Source organism: Nocardioides scoriae (assembly GCF_900104965.1).
Lineage (GTDB): Bacteria > Actinomycetota > Actinomycetes > Propionibacteriales > Nocardioidaceae > Marmoricola > Marmoricola scoriae.
On the sequence record NZ_LT629757.1, the window covers coordinates 116,922 to 139,702 of the forward strand.

At 74.1% G+C, this 22,781-nt stretch carries 28 protein-coding genes; 19 read left to right on the forward strand and 9 right to left on the reverse strand.

The annotated features are described in order from the left end of the window. The first annotated feature begins 52 nt into the window (after window positions 1-52). The 13 genes from BLU55_RS00475 (at window position 53) to BLU55_RS00535 (ending at window position 9,426) form a co-directional block, all read left to right on the forward strand. Entirely contained in the window at window positions 53-490 is a 438-nt protein-coding gene (locus BLU55_RS00475; RefSeq protein ID WP_091725050.1) for a TraR/DksA family transcriptional regulator, read from the forward strand. Then, window positions 454-984 carry a signal peptidase II gene (gene lspA / locus BLU55_RS00480; protein ID WP_231916984.1) on the forward strand — a complete coding sequence of 177 codons (531 nt, stop codon included), beginning with the start codon at window positions 454-456 and terminating at the stop codon, window positions 982-984. Before BLU55_RS00475 ends, lspA begins: the two co-directional genes overlap by 37 nt. Beyond that, a complete protein-coding gene (locus BLU55_RS00485; RefSeq protein WP_091725052.1) occupies window positions 981-1,919 on the forward strand; it encodes an RluA family pseudouridine synthase in 939 nt (312 codons plus the stop codon). The genes lspA and BLU55_RS00485 overlap by 4 nt, the downstream gene beginning before the upstream one ends. Next, complete coding sequence (locus tag BLU55_RS00490; RefSeq protein WP_091725053.1) at window positions 1,906-2,676, forward strand: GNAT family N-acetyltransferase; 771 nt, start codon at window positions 1,906-1,908, stop codon at window positions 2,674-2,676. The genes BLU55_RS00485 and BLU55_RS00490 overlap by 14 nt, the downstream gene beginning before the upstream one ends. Beyond that, window positions 2,655-3,866: an MFS transporter gene (locus BLU55_RS00495; protein WP_157682646.1), complete on the forward strand. Its 1,212-nt coding sequence runs from the start codon at window positions 2,655-2,657 to the stop codon at window positions 3,864-3,866. The genes BLU55_RS00490 and BLU55_RS00495 overlap by 22 nt, the downstream gene beginning before the upstream one ends. A gap of 198 nt (window positions 3,867-4,064) precedes the next feature. Next, window positions 4,065-4,598 (forward strand): hypothetical protein, encoded by a 534-nt coding sequence (locus BLU55_RS00500; RefSeq protein WP_091725056.1) that lies wholly within the window; start codon window positions 4,065-4,067, stop codon window positions 4,596-4,598. Between the two features lie 251 nt (window positions 4,599-4,849). Continuing rightward, window positions 4,850-6,133: a CpaF family protein gene (locus tag BLU55_RS00505; RefSeq protein WP_091725058.1), complete on the forward strand. Its 1,284-nt coding sequence runs from the start codon at window positions 4,850-4,852 to the stop codon at window positions 6,131-6,133. Further along, window positions 6,133-6,981, forward strand: coding sequence for a type II secretion system F family protein (locus BLU55_RS00510; RefSeq protein ID WP_091725060.1), 849 nt, complete (start codon window positions 6,133-6,135; stop codon window positions 6,979-6,981). The genes BLU55_RS00505 and BLU55_RS00510 overlap by 1 nt, the downstream gene beginning before the upstream one ends. After that, a complete protein-coding gene (locus BLU55_RS00515; protein ID WP_091725061.1) occupies window positions 6,978-7,904 on the forward strand; it encodes a type II secretion system F family protein in 927 nt (308 codons plus the stop codon). The genes BLU55_RS00510 and BLU55_RS00515 overlap by 4 nt, the downstream gene beginning before the upstream one ends. 47 nt (window positions 7,905-7,951) lie before the next feature. Next, complete coding sequence (locus tag BLU55_RS00520) at window positions 7,952-8,131, forward strand: hypothetical protein (protein WP_091733216.1); 180 nt, start codon at window positions 7,952-7,954, stop codon at window positions 8,129-8,131. Continuing rightward, window positions 8,103-8,534: a TadE/TadG family type IV pilus assembly protein gene (locus tag BLU55_RS00525; RefSeq protein ID WP_091725063.1), complete on the forward strand. Its 432-nt coding sequence runs from the start codon at window positions 8,103-8,105 to the stop codon at window positions 8,532-8,534. The genes BLU55_RS00520 and BLU55_RS00525 overlap by 29 nt, the downstream gene beginning before the upstream one ends. Beyond that, window positions 8,531-8,974: a hypothetical protein gene (locus BLU55_RS00530; protein WP_091725065.1), complete on the forward strand. Its 444-nt coding sequence runs from the start codon at window positions 8,531-8,533 to the stop codon at window positions 8,972-8,974. The genes BLU55_RS00525 and BLU55_RS00530 overlap by 4 nt, the downstream gene beginning before the upstream one ends. A gap of 50 nt (window positions 8,975-9,024) precedes the next feature. Then, window positions 9,025-9,426: a pilus assembly protein TadG-related protein gene (locus BLU55_RS00535; RefSeq protein ID WP_231916985.1), complete on the forward strand. Its 402-nt coding sequence runs from the start codon at window positions 9,025-9,027 to the stop codon at window positions 9,424-9,426. Between the two features lie 97 nt (window positions 9,427-9,523). Here BLU55_RS00535 and BLU55_RS00540 read toward each other — a convergent pair whose 3' ends face one another. The 4 genes from BLU55_RS00540 to BLU55_RS00555 all read right to left on the reverse strand — a co-directional run bounded on the left by BLU55_RS00540 (window position 9,524) and on the right by BLU55_RS00555 (window position 12,730). Continuing rightward, window positions 9,524-9,706 (reverse strand): DUF1059 domain-containing protein, encoded by a 183-nt coding sequence (locus BLU55_RS00540; RefSeq protein WP_091725069.1) that lies wholly within the window; start codon window positions 9,704-9,706, stop codon window positions 9,524-9,526. After that, window positions 9,703-10,593 (reverse strand): sensor histidine kinase, encoded by an 891-nt coding sequence (locus BLU55_RS00545; protein ID WP_091725071.1) that lies wholly within the window; start codon window positions 10,591-10,593, stop codon window positions 9,703-9,705. Before BLU55_RS00545 ends, BLU55_RS00540 begins: the two co-directional genes overlap by 4 nt. A 306-nt stretch (window positions 10,594-10,899) precedes the next feature. Then, window positions 10,900-11,694, reverse strand: coding sequence for an SDR family oxidoreductase (locus tag BLU55_RS00550; protein WP_091725073.1), 795 nt, complete (start codon window positions 11,692-11,694; stop codon window positions 10,900-10,902). Between the two features lie 157 nt (window positions 11,695-11,851). Further along, a complete protein-coding gene (locus tag BLU55_RS00555; RefSeq protein WP_157682647.1) occupies window positions 11,852-12,730 on the reverse strand; it encodes an ATP-grasp domain-containing protein in 879 nt (292 codons plus the stop codon). Between the two features lie 265 nt (window positions 12,731-12,995). Here BLU55_RS00555 and BLU55_RS00560 point away from each other — a divergent pair, with 265 nt between their 5' ends. Genes BLU55_RS00560 through BLU55_RS00575 form a run of 4 tightly spaced genes read left to right on the forward strand, consistent with a single transcriptional unit; the run spans window position 12,996 to window position 15,428 of the window. Continuing rightward, entirely contained in the window at window positions 12,996-13,265 is a 270-nt protein-coding gene (locus tag BLU55_RS00560) for a hypothetical protein (protein ID WP_091725077.1), read from the forward strand. 11 nt (window positions 13,266-13,276) lie between these two features. Next, the gene (prfB, locus tag BLU55_RS00565) at window positions 13,277-14,395 is read left to right on the forward strand and encodes a peptide chain release factor 2 (protein WP_091725079.1); all 1,119 of its coding nucleotides are present in this window, start codon (window positions 13,277-13,279) and stop codon (window positions 14,393-14,395) included. 56 nt (window positions 14,396-14,451) lie between these two features. Further along, window positions 14,452-14,928 (forward strand): MarR family winged helix-turn-helix transcriptional regulator, encoded by a 477-nt coding sequence (locus BLU55_RS00570; protein ID WP_091725081.1) that lies wholly within the window; start codon window positions 14,452-14,454, stop codon window positions 14,926-14,928. Between the two features lie 5 nt (window positions 14,929-14,933). Beyond that, window positions 14,934-15,428 (forward strand): DUF2306 domain-containing protein, encoded by a 495-nt coding sequence (locus tag BLU55_RS00575; RefSeq protein WP_197681049.1) that lies wholly within the window; start codon window positions 14,934-14,936, stop codon window positions 15,426-15,428. Here the strand turns inward: BLU55_RS00575 and BLU55_RS00580 are convergent. The 5 genes from BLU55_RS00580 to BLU55_RS00600 form a co-directional block, all read right to left on the reverse strand. Continuing rightward, on the reverse strand, window positions 15,425-15,748 hold the full coding sequence (locus BLU55_RS00580; protein WP_091725082.1) for a plasmid stabilization protein: 324 nt from the start codon (window positions 15,746-15,748) through the stop codon (window positions 15,425-15,427). The genes BLU55_RS00575 and BLU55_RS00580 overlap by 4 nt on opposite strands. A gap of 73 nt (window positions 15,749-15,821) precedes the next feature. Next, a complete protein-coding gene (locus BLU55_RS00585) occupies window positions 15,822-16,406 on the reverse strand; it encodes an antibiotic biosynthesis monooxygenase (RefSeq protein WP_091725084.1) in 585 nt (194 codons plus the stop codon). After that, the gene (locus tag BLU55_RS00590; RefSeq protein WP_091725086.1) at window positions 16,403-17,455 is read right to left on the reverse strand and encodes an NADP-dependent oxidoreductase; all 1,053 of its coding nucleotides are present in this window, start codon (window positions 17,453-17,455) and stop codon (window positions 16,403-16,405) included. The genes BLU55_RS00585 and BLU55_RS00590 overlap by 4 nt, the downstream gene beginning before the upstream one ends. Before the next feature lie 12 nt (window positions 17,456-17,467). Further along, window positions 17,468-20,305 (reverse strand): S8/S53 family peptidase, encoded by a 2,838-nt coding sequence (locus BLU55_RS00595; protein WP_157682648.1) that lies wholly within the window; start codon window positions 20,303-20,305, stop codon window positions 17,468-17,470. A gap of 43 nt (window positions 20,306-20,348) precedes the next feature. Beyond that, window positions 20,349-21,017: a hypothetical protein gene (locus BLU55_RS00600; protein ID WP_091725089.1), complete on the reverse strand. Its 669-nt coding sequence runs from the start codon at window positions 21,015-21,017 to the stop codon at window positions 20,349-20,351. Between the two features lie 96 nt (window positions 21,018-21,113). Here BLU55_RS00600 and ftsE point away from each other — a divergent pair, with 96 nt between their 5' ends. Continuing rightward, window positions 21,114-21,803, forward strand: coding sequence for a cell division ATP-binding protein FtsE (gene ftsE / locus BLU55_RS00605; protein WP_091725091.1), 690 nt, complete (start codon window positions 21,114-21,116; stop codon window positions 21,801-21,803). 13 nt (window positions 21,804-21,816) lie between these two features. Continuing rightward, window positions 21,817-22,737: a permease-like cell division protein FtsX gene (ftsX, locus tag BLU55_RS00610; RefSeq protein WP_091725093.1), complete on the forward strand. Its 921-nt coding sequence runs from the start codon at window positions 21,817-21,819 to the stop codon at window positions 22,735-22,737. Window positions 22,738-22,781: the final 44 nt, after the last annotated feature.

The following is a 22,781-nucleotide window of genomic DNA, read 5'->3' on the forward strand; positions in this document are numbered from 1 at the left end:
CCGCCTCGCGTGCCTCGGGGCACACACCACAACCCGTGAGGGGTAACCGCCCATGGCCTCTGCCGCCGACAAGACTCCCGCCGGTACCGCCGACGCCGCCGACCTCGTCGTCCTCGACCGCGAGGACCCCTGGACCCCGGCGGAGCTCGACGAGGTCCGCACCCAGCTCGTCGACGACGTCCAGCGACTGACCGGCGAGCTCGCCGTCGTCGAGGGCGACCTCGCCGGCATGATCGAGAACTCCGGCGAGGGCTCGGGCCACGACCAGGCCGACGTCGGCTCGGCGTCGTTCGAGCGCGACCAGGAGCGCCAGATCGTCAACAACGCCCGTGACATGCTCGAGCAGAGCGAGCACGCTCTGGAGCGCATCGCGGACGGGAGCTACGGGCAGTGCGAGATCTGCGGCAACGCCATCGGCAAGAACCGGCTGATGGCCTTCCCCCGGGCCACGATGTGCCTGACCTGCAAGCAGCGCGAGGAGCGTCGCTGACCTCGCGCCGCTCGACGAGGCTGGCCCTCGTCGTGGGCGTGGTCGGCCTGGCCGTCGACCAGCTGACCAAGGTGCTCGCCGTGCGCGAGCTCACCGGCCGCGAGCCGGTCGAGCTCGTCGGCAGCTGGTTCCGGCTGCTGCTGGTGCGCAACCCCGGCGCCGCGTTCAGCGCGGGCGCCTCGGTGACGCCGGTCATCTCGGTGGTGGCGATCGTGGCCACCGTGGTGGTCGTGTGGCAGGTGCTCAAGGTGCGCCACACCGCCTGGGCGGTGGCCCTGGGCCTGCTGCTCGCGGGCGTCACCGGCAACCTCGTCGACCGGCTGCTGCGTCCCCCCGGCCCGCTGCGGGGCCACGTGGTCGACTTCTTCGCCCTGCCCAACTGGCCGGTCTTCAACGTCGCCGACATCTGCATCAACGTCGCGGGCGTGCTGCTGGTCGTGCTGCTCTTCCGCGGCATCAACCCCGACGGCACCCGACACGAGGCCCACCGATGAGCGAGTCCTCCGACGAACGCACCCTCGAGGTCCCCGAGGGGCTCGGCGGCGAGCGGGTCGACGTCGGCCTGGGCCGGATGTTCGGGCTCTCGCGCAGCAAGGCGGCCGACCTGGTCACCGCCGGACGGGTGCTGCTCGACGGCCAGACCGCGGCCAAGTCCGACCGGCTGCTCCCCGGCACCCGTCTCGAGGTCAGCTTCCCCGTCGAGACCGACCCCCTCGAGGTGGTCGAGGAGCTCGTCGACGGCCTCGGCATCCTCCACGACGACGACGACATCATCGTGGTCGACAAGCCCGTCGGCGTCGCCGTGCACCCCTCCATGGGCTGGACCGGACCCACCGTCGTCGGCCACCTGCGCGGCGCCGGCTACCGGATCGCCACCAGCGGCGCCACCGAGCGGCAGGGCATCGTGCAGCGGCTCGACGTCGGCACCTCGGGGGTGATGGTCATCGCCAAGAGCGAGGTGGCCTACTCCCGGCTCAAGGACGCCTTCCGGCACCGCACGGTCGACAAGATCTACCACGCGATGGTCCAGGGCCACCCCGACCCGCTGGCCGGCACCGTGGACGCCCCGATCGGGCGCCACACCAGCTCGGACTGGCGCTTCGCGGTGCGCGAGGACGGCAAGCCGAGCGTCACCCACTACGAGACCCTCGAGGCCCACCGCTTCGCCAGCCTGCTCGAGGTCCACCTCGAGACCGGCCGCACCCACCAGATCCGGGTCCACATGGCCGCGCTCAAGCACCCCTGCGTCGGCGACCTGATGTACGGCGCCGACCCGACCCTCGCGCGGCGCCTCAAGCTGGAGCGCCAGTGGCTGCACGCCGTGCGGCTCGGCTTCGAGCACCCCGGGACGGGGGAGCACGTCGAGTTCGAGTCGCACTACCCCGACGACCTGGCCCACGCCCTCGAGGTCATCCGTGACGGGTCCTGACGAGGAGCTCCCCGAGGAGGTGACCGACCTCGTCGTCCGGCCGGGCACGCCCGAGGACGTCGACGCGGTCCACGCCGTCCTCCTCGCGGCCGGCTCCGGTCCGGGGCACCCGCCGGAGCGGCGTACCCCCGAGGAGTCGCGGGCGTGGCTGGCCGAGCGGGTCTCCGGCACCGGGTCGGGCGAGCACCAGGAGCTGTGGGTCGCCGAGCGCGACGGCCGGGTGCTGGGCTTCGTGACGATGGCCGACGCCTGGGTGCCGCTGCTGTTCGTCGACCCCGACCACCAGGGCGAGGGCGTCGGCCACGGACTGGTCGAGCTGGTCAAGGCGCTGCGGCCCGACGGCTTCGGGCTGCGGGTGCACCAGGACAACACCGGGGCGCGGGCGTTCTACCGCCGGCAGGGCCTCGTGGAGCTCGAGAGCACCGACGGGTCGGCGTACGACGACGGCTGGCCCGACACCCGGCTGGCCTGGCCCGGGCACGACCCGCTGGCGTGGTGGCGCTCCTCGATCGACGACGTGGACGACGAGCTCGCGGTGCTGCTGGCGCGGCGTACGGCCCTGACGGCGGCGGTGCAGGACCTCAAGGCCGCCGGCGGGGGCGACGGGGGCCGGCGCGGTCGCGACCCGGAGCGGGAGGCCGAGATCGTGCGCCGGATGTCGGCGCACGCGCCCGGCCTCGGCACCGAGCGGCTGGCGCGGGTGATGGACGCCCTCATCACCGAGAGCCTCGCCGCGTGGGAGGACCGCCAGCGGTGACGGCTGCTCCCGCGGCCGACGTGCTGCACCGCCCGGGGTCGCCGGGCTACCGCCGGCTCAACGTCGCGATGGTGCTCGCCGGGCTGGCCGCCTTCGGGCTGCTGTACGCCGCCCAGCCCGTGCTGCCCCAGCTCGCCGACGAGTTCGGCGTGCGCGCCAGCCTGGCCAGCCTCGCCGTCTCGGCCACGACGGGTGCGCTGGCGATCGCCGTGCTGCCCGCCGCCGTGGTCGCCCGCCGGTGGGGGCGGGCCCGCACGATGCGGTGGGGCCTGGTCGCCTCGGTCGTGCTCACCCTGGGCGTCGCGGTGGCGCCGACCTTCGGGTCCCTGGTGGTGCTGCGCGCGCTGTCGGGCCTGACCCTGGCCGCGGTCGCGGGCGTCGCGATGGCCCACGTCGGCGCGGAGGTGCACCCCGCGGGCCTCGGCTCGGCCATGGGCCTCTACGTCGCGGGCAACTCGCTCGGCGGGGTCGGCGGGCGCCTGGTCACCTCCTTCGTCTCCGACGGCACCTCGTGGCGCTGGGGCGTGGCCGCGGTCGCGCTCGCGGGGGCCGCGGCGACGGCCGCCTTCTGGCGCACCCTGCCGGCCACCGTGGCCCGCCCGCCGGTGGCCGCCTCCGAGCGCGAGCGGGTGCGCCCGCCGTGGCCGCTGCTCGTGCTCGTGCTGGTGCCGTTCACGCTGATGGGCGGCTTCGTCGCGGTCTACAACTACCTGGGCTTCCGGCTCTCCCACGCGCCCTTCGACCTCGCGCCGGCCGTGCTCGGCCTGGTGTTCCTGGCCTACCTCGCCGGCACCTTCTCCTCGGCCGTCGCCGGCCGCGCGGCCGACCGCCTCGGCCGGCCCCGGGTGCTCACCGCCTCGGTGCTGGTGATGGCCGGCGGCCTGGCCCTGACGCTGCCCGACGTGCTGTGGCTGGTGGTCGCCGGCCTGGTCGTGCTGACCGCCGGCTTCTTCGCCGCCCACGCCGTCGCCAGCGGCTGGGCCCCCGTCGTCGCCGGCGCGGCGTCCTCGCTGGGCAGCGCGCTCTACGTCACGGCGTACTACGCCGGCTCCAGCGTCTTCGGCCTGTGGATCGGCGAGGCCTGGACCGGCGCCGGCTGGCCCGGCGTGGTCGTCTCCGTGGCCCTGCTCTGCGCCGCCGGGCTGGTGGCTGGGGTGGTGGTGGCGGTGGGGCGCCGGTCGGCGCGCTGATTACCCGGACGTCCGGGTAATCAGCCACTTGGCGGGTGTTGCAACAGACGTCAAGTAGCTGAAAAGGACGTCCAGTCGGCCATGTCCGGCCCGCATCCGGACCAGCCCACCTGACCTCGGCGGTATCGTCCTCCGTCCCACCGACCTCCTCCTCGCGAGTGCCGTCCGACCGGGACGGCCGCACCGGAGGAGCGGGTCATGGCGGAGACGACGAGCACGATGGGGGTCGGGGTCGCGGACGTGCAGCACGCGGCGCTGGTGGAGGCGCGGCGGCTGATGAAGGAGGCCAAGGGCGACCGCGACGTCGCGGCGACGCTTCTGGTGGGGCGCCTGTGCGACCTGGGCTGGGTCTCGGAGGCCGAGCGCGACGTGCTGCAGCAGATGCACGAGATCGGGGTCGAGGCGGCGCGGCGGCAGAAGTCGGGGGCGGCGCGCCCGGCGGCGACGGCGGCGTACCTCCGCGTGCGGGGGCTGTACGACGACCTGCTCGCCGCCGGCCACACCGGACCCGTGGCCCTCGCGCTGGCCGGCGGCCACGTGGGGTCCTACGAGCCGGTGGTCGGCGAGGACGGGACGACGGTCGTCTACGCCAAGAGCAACCGCAGCTACGCCTCCACCCTCGGTGCCGCCGGGGCGGCCATCGGGGGCGCCCTCGGTGGGGGAGCCGGCGCGGCGATCGGCGGTGCCGTCGGGACCGTGGTCGGCACGATCGTCGACGACTGCAAGGACTGACCTGTCGTTCCCGGGGGATCAAGAGCCCAGGAGGGGTAGTCCGCGACGTTCGGCACCTCGGAACGGTCGAATCGGCAGCCGAACGTCGCGGACTACCGTCCTCCCTGCAGCGAGACCCGGCCCCGCCCACCGGTTCCGGAAGGCGGGTCGGGTGGGGCGCCTGCGACCTGTGGGGACGGCTGTGACCGCGTCGTCCACAGGCTGGGAAGTGGTGGTTTCGCCGACGTCACCAGACGGGTAACCCTGCTGCCATGTCAGTGGATGTCTCGGGCGCTGGCCGTCTCGGCGCGACGCTCCCCCCGCTCGACCAGGACCTCGTGGGGTCGCTGGACGAGCAGGTGAGGGCTGCCGTGCGCCGCGAGGGTGTCGACCCGCAGCTCGACGTCCACCGGGTCCGACGCCTCGCCGAGCAGGCGGTGCGCGAGCACGACGAGCGCAGCCTGACGGGGGTCGTGACGCCGGTGCCCGACCCGGCCGGGACGGTCGACGAGCTGGTGGCGCGGGTGTCGGGGTTCGGGCCGCTGCAGCGGTTCCTCGACGACCCGACGGTCGAGGAGATCTGGATCAACGAGCCGTCGCGGGTGTTCGTCGCGCGGGCGGGTCGCCACGAGCTGACCAACGTCATCCTGACCCGGGCCGAGGTGCAGGAGCTGGTCGAGCGGATGCTCAAGTCGAGCGGTCGCCGGATCGACCTGTCGCAGCCGTTCGTCGACGCGATGCTGCCGCAGGGCCACCGCCTGCACGTCGTCCTGGAGGGCATCAGCCGGCAGTTCGCGGCCGTCAACATCCGCAAGTTCGTGCTGCGTGCCGCGCGGCTGGGTGACCTGGTGCGGCTCGGGTCGATGCCGGCCGCGGCGGCCCAGCTGCTCGAGGGCGCGGTGCTGGCCGGGCAGAACATCATCGTCGCGGGGGCCACCCAGGCGGGCAAGACGACCATGCTCAACTGCCTCGCCTCGGCCATCCCCGGTGGCGACCGGATCGTCTCGGCCGAGGAGGTCTTCGAGCTCCGCTTCAGCCACCCCGACTGGGTGGCGATGCAGACCCGGCAGGCGGGTCTGGAGGGGACCGGCCAGGTCACGCTGCGCGACCTGGTGCGCGAGACGCTGCGGATGCGGCCCACCCGCATCGTCGTCGGCGAGGTCCGCTCGGCGGAGAGCCTCGACCTGCTGCTCGCGCTCAACTCCGGGCTGCCCGGGATGGCCACGCTGCACGCCAACAGCGCCCGCGAGGCCCTGGTCAAGCTGTGCACGCTGCCGCTGCTGGCGGGGGAGAACATCTCCTCGCGGTTCGTGGTGCCCACCGTGGCCAGCTCGGTCGACCTGGTGGTCCACCTCGGCATCGACCACGGCGGCACCCGCCGGGTCAACGAGGTCGTGGCGGTGCCCGGCCGGGTCGAGCACGACATCGTCGAGACCGAGCCGATCTTCGTGCGCCAGGGCGGCGAGCTCGTCCACACCGGCGGGATGCCGACACGGCTCGACACCTTCGAGCGGGCGGGTGTCGACGTCCACCGGATCCTGAGGGGAGCCGACTGATGGGCGCCGTCCTCGGCCTGGTGCTCGGCCTCGGGCTGCTGCTCGTGTGGTCGTCGACGTGGCCGCCCACCGCCCCGGCGCGGCGGCGTACGCCCCGGTTGCGGCCGCTGCTCGCCTCCGCAGGCCTGCCCGACGTGAGCACTGCGGGGTTCGTGGTGGTCTGCGCGGTCACGGGCGTGGTGTCGGCGACCGCGGTGCTGCTGGCGTCGCGCACCGTGCCGGTGGCGCTGGTGTTCGGGACGATGGGCGCCTACGCGCCGGTCGCGCTGCTGCGGGGCCGGGCCGAGCGGCGGCAGCGGGAGTTCGCCGAGGTGTGGCCGGAAGCCGTGGACAACCTGGCCTCGGCGGTGCGCGCCGGCCTGTCGCTGCCCGAGGCGCTGGCCGGGCTGTCGGAGCGGGGACCCGAGCCGCTGCGCCCGGCGTTCCACGCGTTCGCGCTCGACTACCAGGTCGGAGGCCGCTTCTCCGACGCGCTCGACCGGCTCAAGGAACGCCTCTCCGACCCCGTCGGCGACCGGGTCGTCGAGAGCCTGCGGGTGGCGCGCGAGGTCGGGGGCGGTGACCTCGGTCGGCTGCTGCGGAGCCTGTCGGGCTTCCTGCGCGACGACGCCCGCACCCGCTCGGAGCTGCAGTCGCGCCAGGCCTGGACCGTCAACGGCGCCCGCCTCGCGGTCGCGGCCCCGTGGCTGGTGCTGCTGATGCTCTGCTTCCAGCCCGAGGTGATCCAGCGCTACTCCACGGGCGCCGGCATCGTCGTGCTCGTCACCGGGGCGGCGCTGTGCGCGGTGGCGTACCGCGTCATGGTCCGCATCGGTCGGCTCCCGGTCGAGAGGCGGATCCTGTCGTGACGCTCTTCCTCGGCGCCGTGCTCGGCGCCGCTCTCGGCGGCGGCCTGTGGCTGGCGGTGGTCGCGGTGCTCGACGCGCGTCGCACGCCGATCGCGGTGCGGGTGCTGCCCTACGTCCGGGACCTGCCGCGGCCCGCCTCGCTGCCGGCGCCGCCCTCGTCGAGCAACGCGTTCAGCGGCGTCTTCGGGCCGCCGCTGCAGGCCGCCGGCCGGGCGGTCGAGAAGGTGCTCGGTGGCTCGGCGTCCGTGCGCCGCCGCCTGCAGCGCGCCGGCCTGGACGCCGACGTGCAGGCCTTCCGCGTCGAGCAGGTGCTGTGGGGGCTGTCGGCGTTCACCCTGGCTGCCGTGCCCTCGGCCCTGGTCGCGCTGACCTCGCCCGACCGATCGGTGCCGCTGCTGGTGTTCTGCGGCATCGCGTTCGTGATCGGGGTGCTGCTGCGCGAGAACCGGCTGACCGCCCAGGTCGCGCACCGCGAGCGGTCGATCCTCCAGGAGTTCCCGACCGTGGCCGAGCTGCTGGCGCTGTCGGTGGCGGCGGGGGAGAGCCCGCTGTCGGCGCTCGACCGCGTCGTACGACGCACCAGCGGCGAGCTCTCGGCCGAGCTCGCCCGCGTCCTGGCCGAGGTCCGCACCGGCACCCCCCTCACCCGCGCCTTCGACCAGATGGCCGCCCGCTCGGGGCTGGCCGTGGTGTCGCGCTTCGCCGAGGGAATCGCGATCGCCGTCGAGCGCGGCACGCCCCTGTCCGACGTCCTGCACGCCCAGGCCGGCGACGTCCGCGAGGCCTCGCGCCGCGCCCTCATCGAGACCGGCGCCCGTCGCGAGGTCCTGATGATGGTGCCGGTCGTGTTCCTCGTGCTGCCGGTCGTCGTGGTCTTCGCGTTCTGGCCCGGGCTGGTCGGCCTGCGGCTGGTCGTGCCGTGACCGCCCCGATCCCCGTCCCCACCGTCGCACCCACCCTGGAGGAACCCATGCGACCGCTCCCGACCCTCATCACCCGCCTGCGCGGCCCGCGCGACGAGCGCGGCGACGTGCCCGGCTGGGTCCTCATCACCGTGATGACCGCCGGTCTCGTGGCCGGTCTGTGGGCCATCGCCGGGTCCCAGCTGGGGGCGATGCTGCGTGAAGCGCTGGCCTCGGTCGCGGGCTGACGGCCCGCCGACAGGCGCGGAGGACGGCGCGGCGGTCGTCGACTTCGTGCTGGTCAGCCTGCTGCTGGTGCCGCTCGTGCTGGGGCTGGTCCAGGTCGGCCTGGTGCTGCACGTGCGCAACACGCTGACCGCGGCGGCGACCGAGGGGGCCCGCTACGGCGCCACCGTCGACCGCACGCCGGCCGACGGGGTGGCCCGGACGCGTGCCCAGGTCCGGGGCGCGATCGCCGACCGGTTCGCCCGCGACGTCTCGGCGCGACGCACGACCACCGACGGCGTGCCGACCGTCGAGGTCCGGGTGCGGGCCGTCGTCCCGCCTCTCGGGCTGTGGGGCCCCGGCGTCGCCCTCGACGTCGAGGGCCACGGCGTGCAGGAGCCGCTGGTGACGGAGCCGGCCCCGTGAGGCGCGACCGGCGTGAGGAGTCGGGGACGGCGATCATCGAGTTCGTCTGGTTGGCGATCCTGCTCCTGGTGCCGCTGCTGTACGTCGTGCTGGCGGCCTTCGACACCCAGCGCGCGGCGTACGCCGCCTCGGCCGCCGCCCGCTCCGCCGGCCGGGCCTTCGTGACCGCGCCCGACACCGGGTCGGCGTACGCCCGGGCGCAGGCGGCCGCCCGTCTCGCCTACGCCGACCAGGGCCTGGACGACGCGCCGCGGCTCACCATCTCGTGCCGGCCGCTGCCGCGGGCCTGCCTGACGCCCGGCTCGGTCGTCCGTGCCCAGGTCAGCTCCTCGGTCGACCTGCCGCTGGTGCCGCCGGTCTTCGGCACCCAGACCCCGCACCTCGACGTCGACGCGGAGCACCAGGCGCCGTACGGCACCTTCCGGGAGGCGCGACCGTGAGCGGCCGTCGGCGGGTCCGGTCACGACCTCGCGACGAGCAGGGCTCGATCGTGCCCCTCGTCGTCGGCCTCGCGGTGGTGGTCGCGCTCCTGGTGGCCGTCGTGGTCGACGCGTCCGCTGCCTACCTGCGCCGCCAGGGGCTCGACGCCGCCGCCGACGCGGCGGCCCTGGCCGCGACCGACGGCATCCAGGGCGAGCGGGTCTACACGCAAGGCCTGGGCAAGCGGGCCGAGATCGACCCGGGGGCCGCGCGGCGCTTCGTTGCGGCGTACGTCGCCGACAGCGGGATCGAGCGCCGCTACCCCGGTCTGTCCTACGCCGTGCGCACCGACGCCGACACCGTGGTCGTCCGGATGGGTGCCCCGACCGACCTGCCGCTGCGGGTGCCCGGGGTGGGGGAGGACGTGCTCGTCACCGGCGAGGCCGCGTCGGTGGTCGTGGTCTCGGACTGACCACCGGGCCCCGCTGTCCGAGCACCACGCACGCGACACGCGGAGGGTGACGTGCCGGGCGTCCGGACGACCGTCCACCGCCGCCTGGCCACCGCGCTCAGGCCGACGTGCGCTCGATCCCGGCCTCCACGGCGGCCAGCACCTCCGGCGTGATCTCGGTGAGGCCGTGGGCCTCGCCGGCATGGGAGGCGACGTCGCCGAGCAGGGCGGAGCGGTCGTCGTTCTCGAAGCTGGCGGGGCAGCCCGGCAGGACGTCGCCGCAGGCGAGCCGGAAGGTCATGGGGTCCTCCTGGTGGGGATCGGGTGGTCGGGAGGGGCAGGCAGGCGGAGCCAGAAGGCCGTGCGCTCGCCGTCCTGCTCGAGACCGATGCTGCCGCCGAGCGCCACGGCCAGGGCGCGGGCGAGGTAGAGGCCGGTCGAGACGCCGGTGGCGTCGTCGTTGTGGTCGAAGGGGTCGAACAGCGCCTGGAGCACGCGCCCCTCGATCGGCTCCCCGGTGCGTACGACGCGCAGCTCCACCCACGGAGCCGCCACCCGCACGTGGAGCTCCCGCTCCTCGGGCCGGGGCGGGGTGAGCGCCGCGGTCCACAGGTCGCGCAGCGCCCGGGCGGCCAGCCGCGGGTCGGTGTCCACGCAGGCCTCGAGGTCCCCGACGAAGGGGACCTCGCCCTCGGGCAGGAGCTCGGACGCCGGGACGGGACGACGGGTGACGCGCAGCCGGCCGAGGGCGGCGGCGGCGAGGTACTCCGCCTCCCGGGTCCGCTCGGCCAGCAGCGCCAGCGCCGAGCTGAGCTTGTCGACGGTGGCGGCGGTCATCTCGGGCGGCAGGTCGCCGTCGGCGAGGATGTCGGTCCAGCCCTGGGCGACGGCCAGGGGCGTGCGCAGCTCGTGGGCGAACGCCGCCAGGAAGCGGTCGCGCTGCTGGGCGATCCCCGGCTCGGGTCGGTTCTCCAGCCGAGCCATCCCGGCCTCGGTGAAGACCCGGACCCAGCGGTGCACCAGCGCGGGCTCGACCCCGGCCCGGCGGGCGGCGAGCGCGGTCGGGGTGCCACCGAGGACGTCCATGACGCACCCCAGCCGCACGTCGGAACGCTGCTCCGGGCGCTGCGGCGGCGCGTCGAGCTGGGCCGGCACGTCCGCGCGCGGCGTCAGTCGAGATGCCGTCATGGCGGGGTGCCCTCCTGAGGTCGTTGAATACGACACTGGCAGTCCCGCTTGCGGCTCGCGGCGGAATGCCGCCGCTCGAGGCTCCGGACTAGACCGGGGTGGGTCCGGGACGACCCGGGGCACGACGACGATGATCAGGAGTCATCACCCGGAGCCGGGACGTCGTACGAGGTGGCTGCCGGGGCGACCGCGCCGCATGACGTCCCGCCGGACGTCGTGCGAGGTGGCTGCCGGGGCGACCACCTCGCATGACGCAACCCCACGGCCGGCAGGCCTCTCACGACGCGCGTCGGCGGGCCGGCCGACCTAGTGGCCGGCGAGGCGCTTGTTGACGGCGCGGGTGAGCCAGGCGGGGGAGAAGCGGGAGCCCAGGGTCAGGGCAGTGGTCTGGAACCCGACCGGGAAGTGCACCTGGTGCAGGGCGCGGCGCGGCTTCGGCGGCTCGATCGCCTCGAGGATCTTGGCCGCGACGTCCTCGGGCTTGAGGCGGATGCCGAGGGAGTCGGTCGTGCCGGTGCGCATGTTGGCCGTCATCGCCGTCTGCACGAACAGCGGCCAGATGGCGACCACGCGGATGTCGTGGCGCTTCCACTCGATGTCGAGCGCCTCGGTGAGGCCGCGGACGAAGAACTTGGTGGCGCTGTAGTTGGCCAGGTCGGCCTGCCCGTAGATCGCCGAGGCCGAGGCCAGGTTGACCACGGTCGCGCCCGGGGTCGCCCGCAGGTGGGGGTACGCCGCGTGCAGGCCGTTGACGGTGCCCTTGACGTTGATGTCGACCTCGCGGTGGTGGTCGGCCGCCGAGGAGTCCTCGAAGGGGCCGGCCAGCAGGATGCCCGCGTTGTTGACCAGCACGTCGAGCCGACCGCCGGCCTGACCCACGAAGTCGGTGACGGCCGCGGCGAAGGCGTCCGCGTCGGTCACGTCGAGCCGACCGGTCACCACCGAGCCGCGCAGCGGGGCAACCTCGTCGACCAGCGTGGCCAGGCCCGCCTCATCGATGTCGTAGGCGCCCACGGTCCACCCGCGCTCGGCCAGCAGCAGGGCCGTGCGCCGCCCGATGCCGGCAGCGGCGCCGGTGATGAAGACGGATCGTGTGCTCACGGGGTCTCTCCCTCGGTCGTCGGGACGGCGGGCCGGACGGTGCCGTCGAGGGCTCAACGTAGGGGCCCGGGGGGCGTCACGTCCGTGTGACGAGCGTCTCGCGGCAGCCGGAGGCCGGACACCCGGCCCGTGCCCCGGACCCGGGCGGCCTCGCCCCTCACCCCGGCGCCACGCCCACCGGCGCGACCAGAGCGGCGGCGAGCCGGTCGGCGGCCGCGGGGTCGGCGTACGGCAGGAACAGCGAGGGCTCGACCAGCTCCACCTCGAGCACCACGAAGCGGCCGTCGTCGGCCCGCACCAGGTCCACCCGGGCGTACGCCGGCACCCCGAACCTCGCGCTGACCAGGTCCACCGCTGCCCGGGCGACCTCGACCTGCTCGGGCGTGGCGTCGTGCGGGGCGTTGGTCTCGGCGGCGTAGAGGCCCTCCACCGCGCCGGCCCGCGGCAGCGCGACCCGCTTGCTGGCGGCGTGGCTGAACGCCCCGCCGAGGAAGACCAGCGGCCACTCGCCGTCGGTCGCCACCGAGGCGACGTAGGGCTGGACGAGGACCACCTGTCCGGAGGCGTGCAGCCGCTCGACGTGCGCGGCGGCGAGGTCGTGCTGGTCGGCGGAGTACGACGCGGCGTCGCGGCTGCCGGCTCCCACCGACGGCTTGACCACGAAGTCCCCGTCGGGGAAGGAGGGTGTCGACCCGGGGGCCACGAACGCGGTCGGCGTGATCGGCACGCCGGCCTCGTCGAGCTCGGCGAGGTAGCGCTTGTCGAGGTTCCACCGCACGGTCGCGGCCGGGTTGACCAGCTCGGTGACGGCGTCGACGGACTCGAGCCACGCGGTGAAGTCCGCCAGTCGCTCGGGGTAGTCCCAGGCGGAGCGCAGCGCCACCCGGTCGTGCGCCGCCCAGTCGACGCCCGCGTCGTCCCAGTCGACGACCTCGACGGTCACGCCCCGGCGACGCAGCGCCTCGACGGCCGCCGGCTCGTCCTCGTCGTGGCCCCGGGCCTCCCGGGCCGTCACCCATGCCAGTCGCTCGATCACGGCGCCACCCTAGGTCCGGGCCCCGACAGCCCCGGCCGGCCCTTCGAGACAGGACTCCGTCCTTCCTCAGGGACCGAGCGCCGGCCCTCCGAGACAGGACTCCGTCCTTCCCCAGGGACCGAGCGCCGGCCCTCCGAGACAGGACTCCGTCCTTCCCCAGGGACCGAGCGCCGGCCCTCCGAGACAGGACCCCGTCCTTCTCCAGGGACCGAGGTGGCGGTCGGGTCGTTCGCACAGGTGTTCGAACGACTGGCATGATGGGGCGGTGCGCGAAGGCTACGGGAGCGGGGACCACGGGACCCTGGCCGACCGCGTCGCCGGGCGGGCCGGCGGGGAGGACCCCTCCGTCGTGGCCACCCCCGTCACCCCGGCGCGCCACTGCCGGGTCGCGGGGGAGCCGAGCCTGCTGGTCGAGTGGTGCCGCACCGAGCGGGGGTGGGAGGGCCGGGTGGTCTCGGTGGTGTGGATCGACGCCGTGGGCTGGGCGACCGTGGCCCGGTGGCTCCCCGCCGCGGACATCGAGCCCGTCCCGTAGCCTTGACGACTGTGGCAGCCACCGACTTCGACTCCGAGATCAAGCAGCTCCTGGCGACGATGAAGACCATCGGGTCCGTCCTCGACGTCGAGGACATGCGCCGGGAGATCAAGGACCTGGGCGAGCAGGTCGCCGCGCCGGACCTGTGGGACGACCAGGCCAACGCCCAGCGCGTCACCGGCCAGCTCAGCCACCTCCAGGGGACCCTCGACCGGTTCGAGAGCCTCGAGAGCCGCCTCGACGACCTGTCGGTGCTCGTCGAGCTCTCCCGCGAGGAGGCCGACGAGGAGACGCTGGCCGAGGCCCAGGTCGAGCTCGACCGGCTGCACAAGTCCGTCGAGCAGCTCGAGGTCCGCACCCTGCTCAACGGGGAGTACGACGTCCGCGAGGCCCTCATCACCATCCGCGCCGGCGCCGGCGGGGTGGACGCGGCCGACTTCGCCGAGACGCTGATGCGGATGTACACCCGCTGGGCCGAGCGCAACAAGTACGCCGTCGAGGTCTTCGACACCTCCTACGCCGAGGAGGCGGGCCTCAAGAGCGCCACCTTCGCGGTCCACGCGCCGTACGCCTACGGCACCCTCTCGGTCGAGGCCGGCACCCACCGGCTGGTCCGCATCAGCCCCTTCGACAACCAGGGTCGCCGCCAGACCAGCTTCGCGGCCGTCGAGGTGGTGCCGGTGCTCGAGCAGACCGACGAGATCGACATCCCCGACGAGGACATCCGCGTCGACGTCTACCGCTCCAGCGGTCCCGGCGGCCAGAGCGTCAACACCACCGACTCCGCGGTCCGGCTGACCCACATCCCGACCAACACGGTCGTCTCCTGCCAGAACGAGAAGTCCCAGCTCCAGAACAAGGCCTCGGCGATGGTCATCCTCAAGGCCAAGATCCTGGCCCTGAAGAAGGCCGAGGAGCGCGCCCACCTCGACTCCCTGCGCGGCGACGTCCAGGCGAGCTGGGGCGACCAGATGCGCAACTACGTCCTCAACCCCTACCAGATGGTCAAGGACCTCCGGACCGAGTTCGAGGTCGGCAACCCGCAGGCGGTCTTCGACGGCGACATCGACGGCTTCCTCGAGGCCGGCATCCGCTGGCGCCGCGGGGCCGAGCAGGCAGGCAGCAGCTAGCCAGGTCGTCCGGTCAGGACCTTGACTCCGCAAGTTGCGGATGCAAGGTTGGACGCATGGACCCGTACGCCGGCGAACCCGCCCACCAGCTGCACGCCCTCGTCAGCCGGCTCGACCGGCGCGCCGACCAGCGCCTGCGCGAGCACGGTGACCTGACCTACCAGCGGTTCCTGGCCCTGCTGACCGCGCGCCGGCTGGCCGAGGCGGGGCCGGTGACCCAGCGGGCCCTGGCCGATCGGCTCGGGATGACCGAGGCGGGGGCGAGCCGGCTGGTGGGGTCCCTGCGCGAGGCGGGGTGGCTCGACGTGCGCCACGAGCCCGGCACCGGCAACCGCCGCAGCCTCGCCCTCACCACGGCCGGGTCCGACCAGGTCGACCACGCGCTGAAGCTGCTGGAGGGCTCCTTCGCGGCGCTGCTGGACGCGGCGGGCGTGACGACCGAGGAGCTGGTGGGCCCGGTGGGCCGGCTGCTCGCCGTGATGGACGATCTGGGGGCTCCCGGACCCGCGACCGCGACGGGAGCGGGGAGGTGAGCGGGGTGTTGGTCGCCACCCACGCCTTCGCGGCCTCGGTCGCGGTGGGGCTCGGCGCGGTCCAGCTCTTCCGCCCCACCAAGGGCGACCGGGTGCACCGCGTCGCGGGCCGGGTGTGGGTGCTGCTCATGCTCCACGTGGCCGTGACGTCGTTCTGGATCCGCGACCTGCGGCCCGGCCAGCTCAGCTGGCTGCACGTGCTCTCGGTGGTCACCCTGGTGACCGTCACGCTCGGCCTCACCAGCGCCTGGCGAGGCCGCATCGAGGCGCACCGCCGGCAGATGCGCGGGAGCTGGCTCGGGCTGGTCGGGGCCGGCATCGGCGCCAGCGCGGTGCCCGACCGGTTGCTGCCGCAGCTCGTGGTCACCCGGCCGCTCGGCGCGCTGGCCGCGCTGCTGGCGGTCGTGGTCGGCACGGTGCTGGTGCTGCTGCTCGCCCGGGTGCTGCCCGAGCCCCGCCCCGGCCGACGCCGCCCGGCGCCCCGCTCGTCGGGCGCCTAGTCCTCCAGCGCCCGCTCGAGCTCGGCCTTGCTCATCGAGGAGCGGCCCTCGACGTTCTTCTTCCTGGCCTCGGCGTAGAGCTGCGCCTTGGTGCGGCCGCCCTCCCCGGAGTGCGACCGCAGACCGCCGCGCCGGCCCGAGGAGATGTCCTCGGTGGACGTCTTGCTGGCCTGCTCGGACTCGCCGGCCCGGGCCCGCTCCTTGTTGACCGTGCGGGCGGCGATCTCCTCGGCGGTGTCCTCGTCCTTGCCGCGCTCCTCGAGCCCCTCCTTGATGTGCTCGAACTGGCGCTCGCGCTTCCTGCTCCAGGCCTTCGGCACGGCGGCTCCTCTCGTCGACTGACCAGGCGGTACCCCGATCGGCGGTGGAGCAGCACCCGGTCGGCCGCCCGGGTCAGCGGCGCAGCCACCACTCGAAGCGGCGGGTCATCCACGGCAGCAGGGCGTAGGTCATGATCGGCGTCGCCACCAGCGTGGTGAGGAAGGTGCGGACCACGATCCCGACCTCGACGCCTGTGCCCTTGAGGAGCAGGCCCAGGGTGAGGCTGAGCGGGAAGAAGGCCAGCCAGATCACGGTCGCCTGCTTCCACCGCGGCGGGGCGGGCGTCGCCGGTCGCAGGTCCTCGACGTCGCGGGAGGTGGGCTCGTCGAACCAGCCCTCGATGCCGGTGCGCCGCTCGACCAGCGACTCGCCGACCAGGCCCTGGGCCGAGCCGAGCCACCACGCCCGCTGGGAGGAGGACTCCCAGGCGTCCAGGGCGTGCTGGTCGGCGAAGCGGTAGAGCATGTGCCACTCGTCCGAGGCGTCGGATGGCCGCACCCAGCCGGTGCCGAGGAAGCCCGGGAACCGCTCCGCCAGCGACGAGCCGGCGCGCACCCAGGCCACCATCTGCTCGGCGTGGTCGGGGCTGACGTGGCGCACGATGGACACGGTGACGGGTCCGCCGTGCGCCGGCTCCCGGACGAGCGGCTCGCTCACAGCGTGGGGTCCTCGCTGACCTTGATCAGGAGCTTGCCGAAGTTGCGGCCGCTGAGCAGCCCGCGGAACGCCTCGGGAGCGTTCTCCAGGCCCTCGACGACGTCCTCGCGGTAGCGGACCTTGCCCTCGGCGACCCACTGCGACATGTCGCGCACGAAGTCGCGGCCGTGGGCGGCGGTGAACTCGTTCTGGATGAAGCCGCGCACGGTCAGGCTCTTGCGCAGCACCAGGCCCATGAAGCCGGGCAGCCGGTCGGGACCCTCGGGGGCCGAGGTGCGGTTGTAGTCGGCGACCAGGCCGCACACCGGCACCCGGGCGTAGAGGTTGACGTGCTTGAAGACCTCGCGGGCGACCGGGCCGCCGACGTTCTCGAAGTAGACGTCGATGCCGTCGGGCACGGCCGCGGCGAGCTCGTCGGCGAAGTCGGGGGAGCGGTGGTCCAGCGCCACGTCGAAGCCGAACTCGTCGAGCAGCGCCTGCCGCTTGGCCTCGCCGCCGGCGATCCCGACCGAGCGAGCGCCCTGGACCTGGGCGATCTGGCCCACGGCCGAGCCGACCGGCCCGGTCGCGGCGGCCACGACGACGGTCTCGCCCGGCTGCGGCCTGCCGATCTGCAGCAGCCCGGCGTACGCCGTGAAGCCGGGCATGCCGAGCACGCCGACGGCCGTGGAGATCGGGGCCTTCGCGGGGTCGAGGCGGCGCAGGCCGGTGCCGTCGCTGATCGCGTGGCTCTGCCAGCCGGAGTAGGACAGCGCGGCGTCGCCGACGGCCCAGTCGGGGTGGCGCGACTCCTCCACGACGCAGACCGTGGCGCCCTCGAGGACGTCACCGACCGCGACGGGGGCGGCGTACGACGGGGCGTCGCTCATGCGCCCGCGCATGTAGGGGTCGAGCGAGAGGTAGACCACGCGCAGCAGCAGCTGGCCGTCGGCCAGCGCCGGGAGCTCGGTGGTCTCGAAGCGGTACGTCGCGTCGTCCGGCTCGCCCACGGGGCGCTGGGCGAGCCGGACCTGGGTGGAGCGGGCGGGGGCAGGAGGAGTGGTGCTCATGCCCCCAGTTTCTCAGCGCGCCCCGAGCACCGCGCGGCGGGCGTCGACCAGTCCGTAGCCGTCGAGCGCCGTGAAGCCCCGACCGATCCGGTTGGAGACCTGGCCGCGCACCACCTTGCCGTCGGCGCGCAGCGCCACGAAGCGCATGCCGGGCAGCACCTGGTCCTGGGGGTAGCGCACCGCGCTGCCGAGCAGGTCGGCGCCGTTGCCCTCGTCGGCCCCGCCGTAGCCCGAGACCGCGAGGTCGCGGTCGACGCCGAACTGGAGCTGCTGACCGCGCTTGAGCCGGTCCTGGAAGGTCAGCGTCATCCGGCGGTACTGGCCCCGCACCGCCTGGCCGGCACCGCTCCCGGCGTACGACGCCTTCACCGTGCGCGCCCGCAGCCCGCCCGAGGTGCTGCCGACCCGGAAGGCGTAGCCGTCGTCGCGGAAGGAGGGCGTGCCGTCGAAGTGGCGGCGGTCGAAGACCAGCCCGGCGGAGCCGCTGCGGCTGCCGAGGGCGGTCGGGGCGGCGGTGCCGCCGAGCAGCGTGATCCGGCGCAGCGGGACCTTGCCGGTGTAGCGCAGCGTGAAGAAGCGGTCGCTGACCATCGAGCGCGGCGCCGAGGTGCCGTTCTCGAAGCCGGCGCCGCCACGGGCCGACAGCGTGATCCCGCCGGCGCTGCCGCTGGAGGCGAAGGGGTCCAGGTCGTGGCGGAAGCCCGAGTCCTGGAGCCGGTTGCGCAGCGCGGCGGGCGACAGCGAGCGTCCGCCGCCGGCCTGCTGCAGCGCCAGCGCCGCGATGCCCGAGGCCTGCGGCGCGGCGGCGCTGGTGCCGAAGAAGTTGGGCTGCCGGTCGGCGTCGAGCACGCTGTCGCTGCCGAAGAAGGTGGTGTTGCCGCCGTCGGCGGACGCGATCTGCGGCACCCGCCGGATCTCCACCGCCGGCAGCCGCTCACCGGCCGAGTCGAAGAAGACCGGGAGGTCGCCGCCGGGCGAGGTGAAGAACTCCGGTCCGACGGGGGCGAACGGCGAGACGGCGGCGACGGCCGTGGCGCCCTTGGCCAGGGTGTGGCCGGCCATGGCGGGCGAGAGCGGGTCGACGTACTCGGAGAGGGCGGCGTCGTCGTAGACGACGTTGCGCAGCCGGGTGGCGCCCACCGGGCCCGTGCCGGCGCGGGCGATCACGAGCTGCACCCGGCCGGGGCCGTCGATGCCGGCGAGCTCCTGCGGGCGGCCGCTGAGCAGGTTGTCGTCGGCGATCGGGAACAGGTAGTTGCCGCGGGAGTCGAAGACCAGGACGTTGAAGTCGGTCGAGACCGTCGAGGGCGCGAGCACCGGGAGCACCTGGAGGGTGAAGTCGCCGGTGTCGCCGTTGAAGCCCGAGACGGCGATCGTGTAGTCGCCGGCCTGCTTGACGGTGGTGGCCAGCTGCTCGGGGGAGGAGCCGGTGTCGATCTCGTTGGTGGTGCCGTCGGGTGCGGTCACGGTCAGGACCAGGTCGGTGCTCCCGCTGGGGATGCCGTCGACGCGGAACAGCAGCGGCTTGCCGACCTGGTCGGAGGTGGCCGTGAAGGTGTACGTCGGGCTCGGCGTGGCCACGGTGACCTCGCCGGTCTGCGAGAACAGCGGCGAGCCGAGGGTGGCGCCGTCGAGGTCGACCGGGTCGTCCCACTGCAGGTTGAGCAGGCCGCCGCCGTCACCGAGGGTGAGGGTCTGGGCGATGTCGGTGCCGCTGCCCGGGTCCATGTCCTGGAGGCCGCCGGAGTAGAGGGTGGGGTCGACGTCGCCGAGCTTGATGTTGGTGCCGCGGACGGCCGTGCGGGCGGGCAGCAGCCGGACCGGGGAGTTCCAGGCCTGCTCTACACCGTCGTTGCCGGCCGCGGTGAAGTAGTGGACGCCGTCGGCCGCGACGTCGTCGATGGCGTCGGAGAGGGCCGAGTCGGAGAAGAACGGCTCGTCGAGGTAGCCGATGTCGTCGACCACCACGTCGGCCCGGCACGGGCCGGACGGGTCGGCGAGGCGGCGGATGTTGGCCGCGAAGCCGAGCTGGCCGTCCAGGGCGGTGGCGAAGCAGAGCTTGGCGCCGGGCGCGACGTCGTGGGCGACCTGGAGCATGCCGCGGCCCTCGTCGGTGTTGGAGTCCGAGACCGGCGGGTCGTCCACGACCACGACGGGCTGGGGGTTGCGCGGGTTGCCGGTGCCGGGCAGGTCGCCGGTGGCGACGTCCTGGGCGGCGTGGACGAGCAGGGGAGACCCGTCGAGGGCGGTGGTCGCCGCGTCGTAGGAGTCCGAGAGCGCGCCGATGGTGATGCCGGTGCCGTCCACCCCCGTGCCCTGGACGGTGTCGACGCCCTGGAGCGGGACGCCCTGGGCGGTGGCCTGGCCGACCGAGGTCCAGGCCCGGGGGGCCAGCACCATCGTGCCGGTCTGCGCGAGGGCCGCGACCTGCTGCGCCCGCTGCTCGGGCACGAACCCCTGGAGCGTGCCGCTCGTCGGGTCGACGTACTCCGTGACGAAGCCGAGGCGCTCCGCGTTGCGCCGGAAGACGCCGCGGTCGGCGTCGGCCTGCGGGGTGAGGTAGACCCGCACCCGGCCCTGCGCGTCGCGCACGACCAGCCGCTCGTCGTCCAGGCGGGGGCCGCTCGGGGTAGCGCCGCGGCGACGGGAGCCGTCGCCGGCGAGCACCCGGCCCAGGCCGTTGCCCAGCGCGGCGTCGGCCGTGCCCGAGGCGCCGGCACCCGGGTCGGAGACGGTGCGGGCCAGCGTGGCCGGCGTGACGGCGGCCGTCGAGATCGACGGCGCGAGCGTGAGGGAGGTCGCGGCGAGCGTCAGCCCGAGCACTCCGACGGTCCAGCGAGGTGAGCGCATGCCCGAGCACCTTCCAGGAAGCGGTGCCCGAGGTGCGGACTGCTCATCGGGCCTCTGCCAGGCTAGAGGCCACGCGCACGCACCACTGCTCGGCACGCCGCCTGGTGGACGCCTGCTGCCCCGCGGCCCCGACGTCGCGCGGGCCAGCGACCTCGCAGGTGAGCCAGGTCTGGTCGAACAGCCCGGCGTAGCGGACCCGCTGCCGGTCCTGGGTCGCGTCGCAGCTCTGGCGGAAGGCGGCCCGGCCGAACGGCGCGTCGACCACGCGGCACCCGGTGCGCTCCGCCGCCTCGGCGCGCACCCGGCGGGCCAGGGCGGCGTCGGCCGGCCGGGCGAACAGCCATGCGCGGGCCGCGGTGCCGCCAGCGCTCCAGCTGCAGCCCAGCTCCTGGACCCGGTCGCGACCGATGTCGGCCAGGGCCAGCTGGTCGCCGTTGCCGTACGCCGCGCTCCGCGGCCGCTCGTCGGCGCCCGAGGCGTTGCCGAGCGCGTCGGCCACCGCGTCGTCGGGCACCAGCGAGCAGAAGTCGATGCGGGGCAGCTCGAGGGCGTTGGTCTCCAGGCGCGACATCGGCGTGGGGGAGGGGGTCGCGGTGGCCACCGGCCCCCCGGAGGAGGAGCAGCCGCCCAGCAGCAGCCCCGCCAGCACCGCGCCCAGCGGGACCCGCAGCGCCCGGACCCCGACACGGCGACGGGCCGAGGATGCGCACATGCGGGCAACCGTAGGGCCCAGCGCTTAGCGTTGCCAGCGGTCCGGACGCAACCCCTGCGTGCCCCCGACATCCCCGACACCGGCCCACCCACCGCCGTGATCAGATTCGAGAACGTCACCGCGACCTACCCCGGTCACACCGCCAAGGCCCTCGACGACGTCACCGCGATCATCGACGAGGGCGAGTTCGTCTTCCTCGTCGGCGAGTCCGGCTCGGGCAAGTCCACCTTCCTGCGGCTGGTGCTGCGCGAGATCCGGGCCTCCAGCGGCCAGGTCTTCGTCGACGGCCGCGAGCTGGGCCGGATGCGGAGCTGGCGGGTGCCGCAGCTGCGCCGCCAGGTCGGCACCGTCTTCCAGGACTTCCGGCTGCTGCCCAACAAGACCGTGGCCCAGAACGTCGCCTTCGCGCTCCAGGTCATCGGCAAGCCCAAGGCCCAGATCAACCGGCTGGTGCCCGAGACCCTGGAGCTCGTGGGCCTGGAGGGCAAGGGCCGCCGGATGCCCGACGAGCTCTCGGGCGGCGAGCAGCAGCGCGTCGCCATCGCCCGGGCCTTCGTCAACCGGCCCAAGATCCTCATCGCCGACGAGCCGACCGGCAACCTCGACCCGGCCACCAGCGCCGGGATCATGAAGCTGCTCGACCGGATCAACCGCACCGGCACCACCGTGCTGATGGCCAGCCACGACGTCGAGATCGTCGACCAGATGCGCAAGCGGGTCATCGAGCTCGAGCACGGCTCGGTCGTGCGCGACCAGCTGCGCGGCGTCTACGGCCACACCTACTAGGAGCCGATCTCCCGTGCACCTCCGCTACGTCTTCTCCGAGACCCGCACCGGCCTGCGTCGCAACGTGTCGATGTCGGTCGCGCTGGTCGTGACCATCTTCGTCTCGCTCACCCTGGTCGGCATGGGCCTGCTGCTCAACGCCCAGGCCGACAAGGCCGAGCGGTTCTGGGGCTCCAAGCTCCAGATCACCGTCTTCATGTGCAACCAGAACAGCCAGGTGCCGACCTGCGCCGACGGCGAGGTCACCGCCGCCCAGAAGGCCGCCATCGAGCAGGTCGTCGAGACCAGCCCCGAGGTCGAGTCGCACTACTTCCAGAGCAAGGAGCAGGCGTTCGCGACCTGGAAGCGGGTCTACCTCGACAAGGACGCCGCCGAGCAGGAGATCTACTCCACGGTCACCGCCAAGGACATGCAGGAGTCCTTCTGGGTGCAGCTCAAGGACCCCAACCAGTTCGAGGGCATCGAGTCGGCGCTGGCCGACCAGCAGGGCGTGGCCGCCGTGCGCGACCTGCGGCAGGTGCTCAAGCCGATCTACTTCTGGATCGAGGTCATGAAGTGGGGGGCGATCGCGGTCGCGGCGTTCCTGCTCCTCGCCGCGATCATGCAGGTCGGCAACACCATCCGGATGGCGGCGTACGCCCGGCGCAAGGAGATCGGCATCATGCGCCTGGTGGGGGCCTCGCGGCTCTACATCTCGCTGCCGTTCCTCATCGAGATCCTGGTCTCGGCGCTCGTCGGCGTCGGCCTGGCCGCCGGCACGCTGCTGGTGTTCATGCAGGTCGTGATCTACGGGATGCTGCGCCCGACCTCCACGATCGTGGAGTGGGTGGACTGGCAGGACTCCCTGGTCGCCATCGGCGGCGTGGCCGCGCTGGGCCTGGCGCTGACGCTGCTGCCGACACTCGTGATGACGCGCAAATACCTCAGAGTCTGAACCCACCGGGTTACCGTCGTCGGGCCTCTTCCCCCATATCGATT

Coding starts and splice junctions, on each gene's coding strand:
- BLU55_RS00475 (WP_091725050.1), top strand. CDS start 53: ATGGCCTCTGCCGCCGACAAGACTCCCGCCGGTACCGCCGACGCCGCC.
- BLU55_RS00485 (WP_091725052.1), top strand. CDS start 981: ATGAGCGAGTCCTCCGACGAACGCACCCTCGAGGTCCCCGAGGGGCTC.
- BLU55_RS00500 (WP_091725056.1), top strand. CDS start 4,065: ATGGCGGAGACGACGAGCACGATGGGGGTCGGGGTCGCGGACGTGCAG.
- BLU55_RS00505 (WP_091725058.1), top strand. CDS start 4,850: ATGTCAGTGGATGTCTCGGGCGCTGGCCGTCTCGGCGCGACGCTCCCC.
- BLU55_RS00510 (WP_091725060.1), top strand. CDS start 6,133: ATGGGCGCCGTCCTCGGCCTGGTGCTCGGCCTCGGGCTGCTGCTCGTG.
- BLU55_RS00520 (WP_091733216.1), top strand. CDS start 7,952: ATGCGACCGCTCCCGACCCTCATCACCCGCCTGCGCGGCCCGCGCGAC.
- BLU55_RS00540 (WP_091725069.1), bottom strand. CDS start 9,706: ATGACCTTCCGGCTCGCCTGCGGCGACGTCCTGCCGGGCTGCCCCGCC.
- BLU55_RS00545 (WP_091725071.1), bottom strand. CDS start 10,593: ATGACGGCATCTCGACTGACGCCGCGCGCGGACGTGCCGGCCCAGCTC.
- BLU55_RS00570 (WP_091725081.1), top strand. CDS start 14,452: ATGGACCCGTACGCCGGCGAACCCGCCCACCAGCTGCACGCCCTCGTC.
- BLU55_RS00590 (WP_091725086.1), bottom strand. CDS start 17,455: ATGAGCACCACTCCTCCTGCCCCCGCCCGCTCCACCCAGGTCCGGCTC.
- BLU55_RS00595 (WP_157682648.1), bottom strand. CDS start 20,305: ATGCGCTCACCTCGCTGGACCGTCGGAGTGCTCGGGCTGACGCTCGCC.
- BLU55_RS00600 (WP_091725089.1), bottom strand. CDS start 21,017: ATGTGCGCATCCTCGGCCCGTCGCCGTGTCGGGGTCCGGGCGCTGCGG.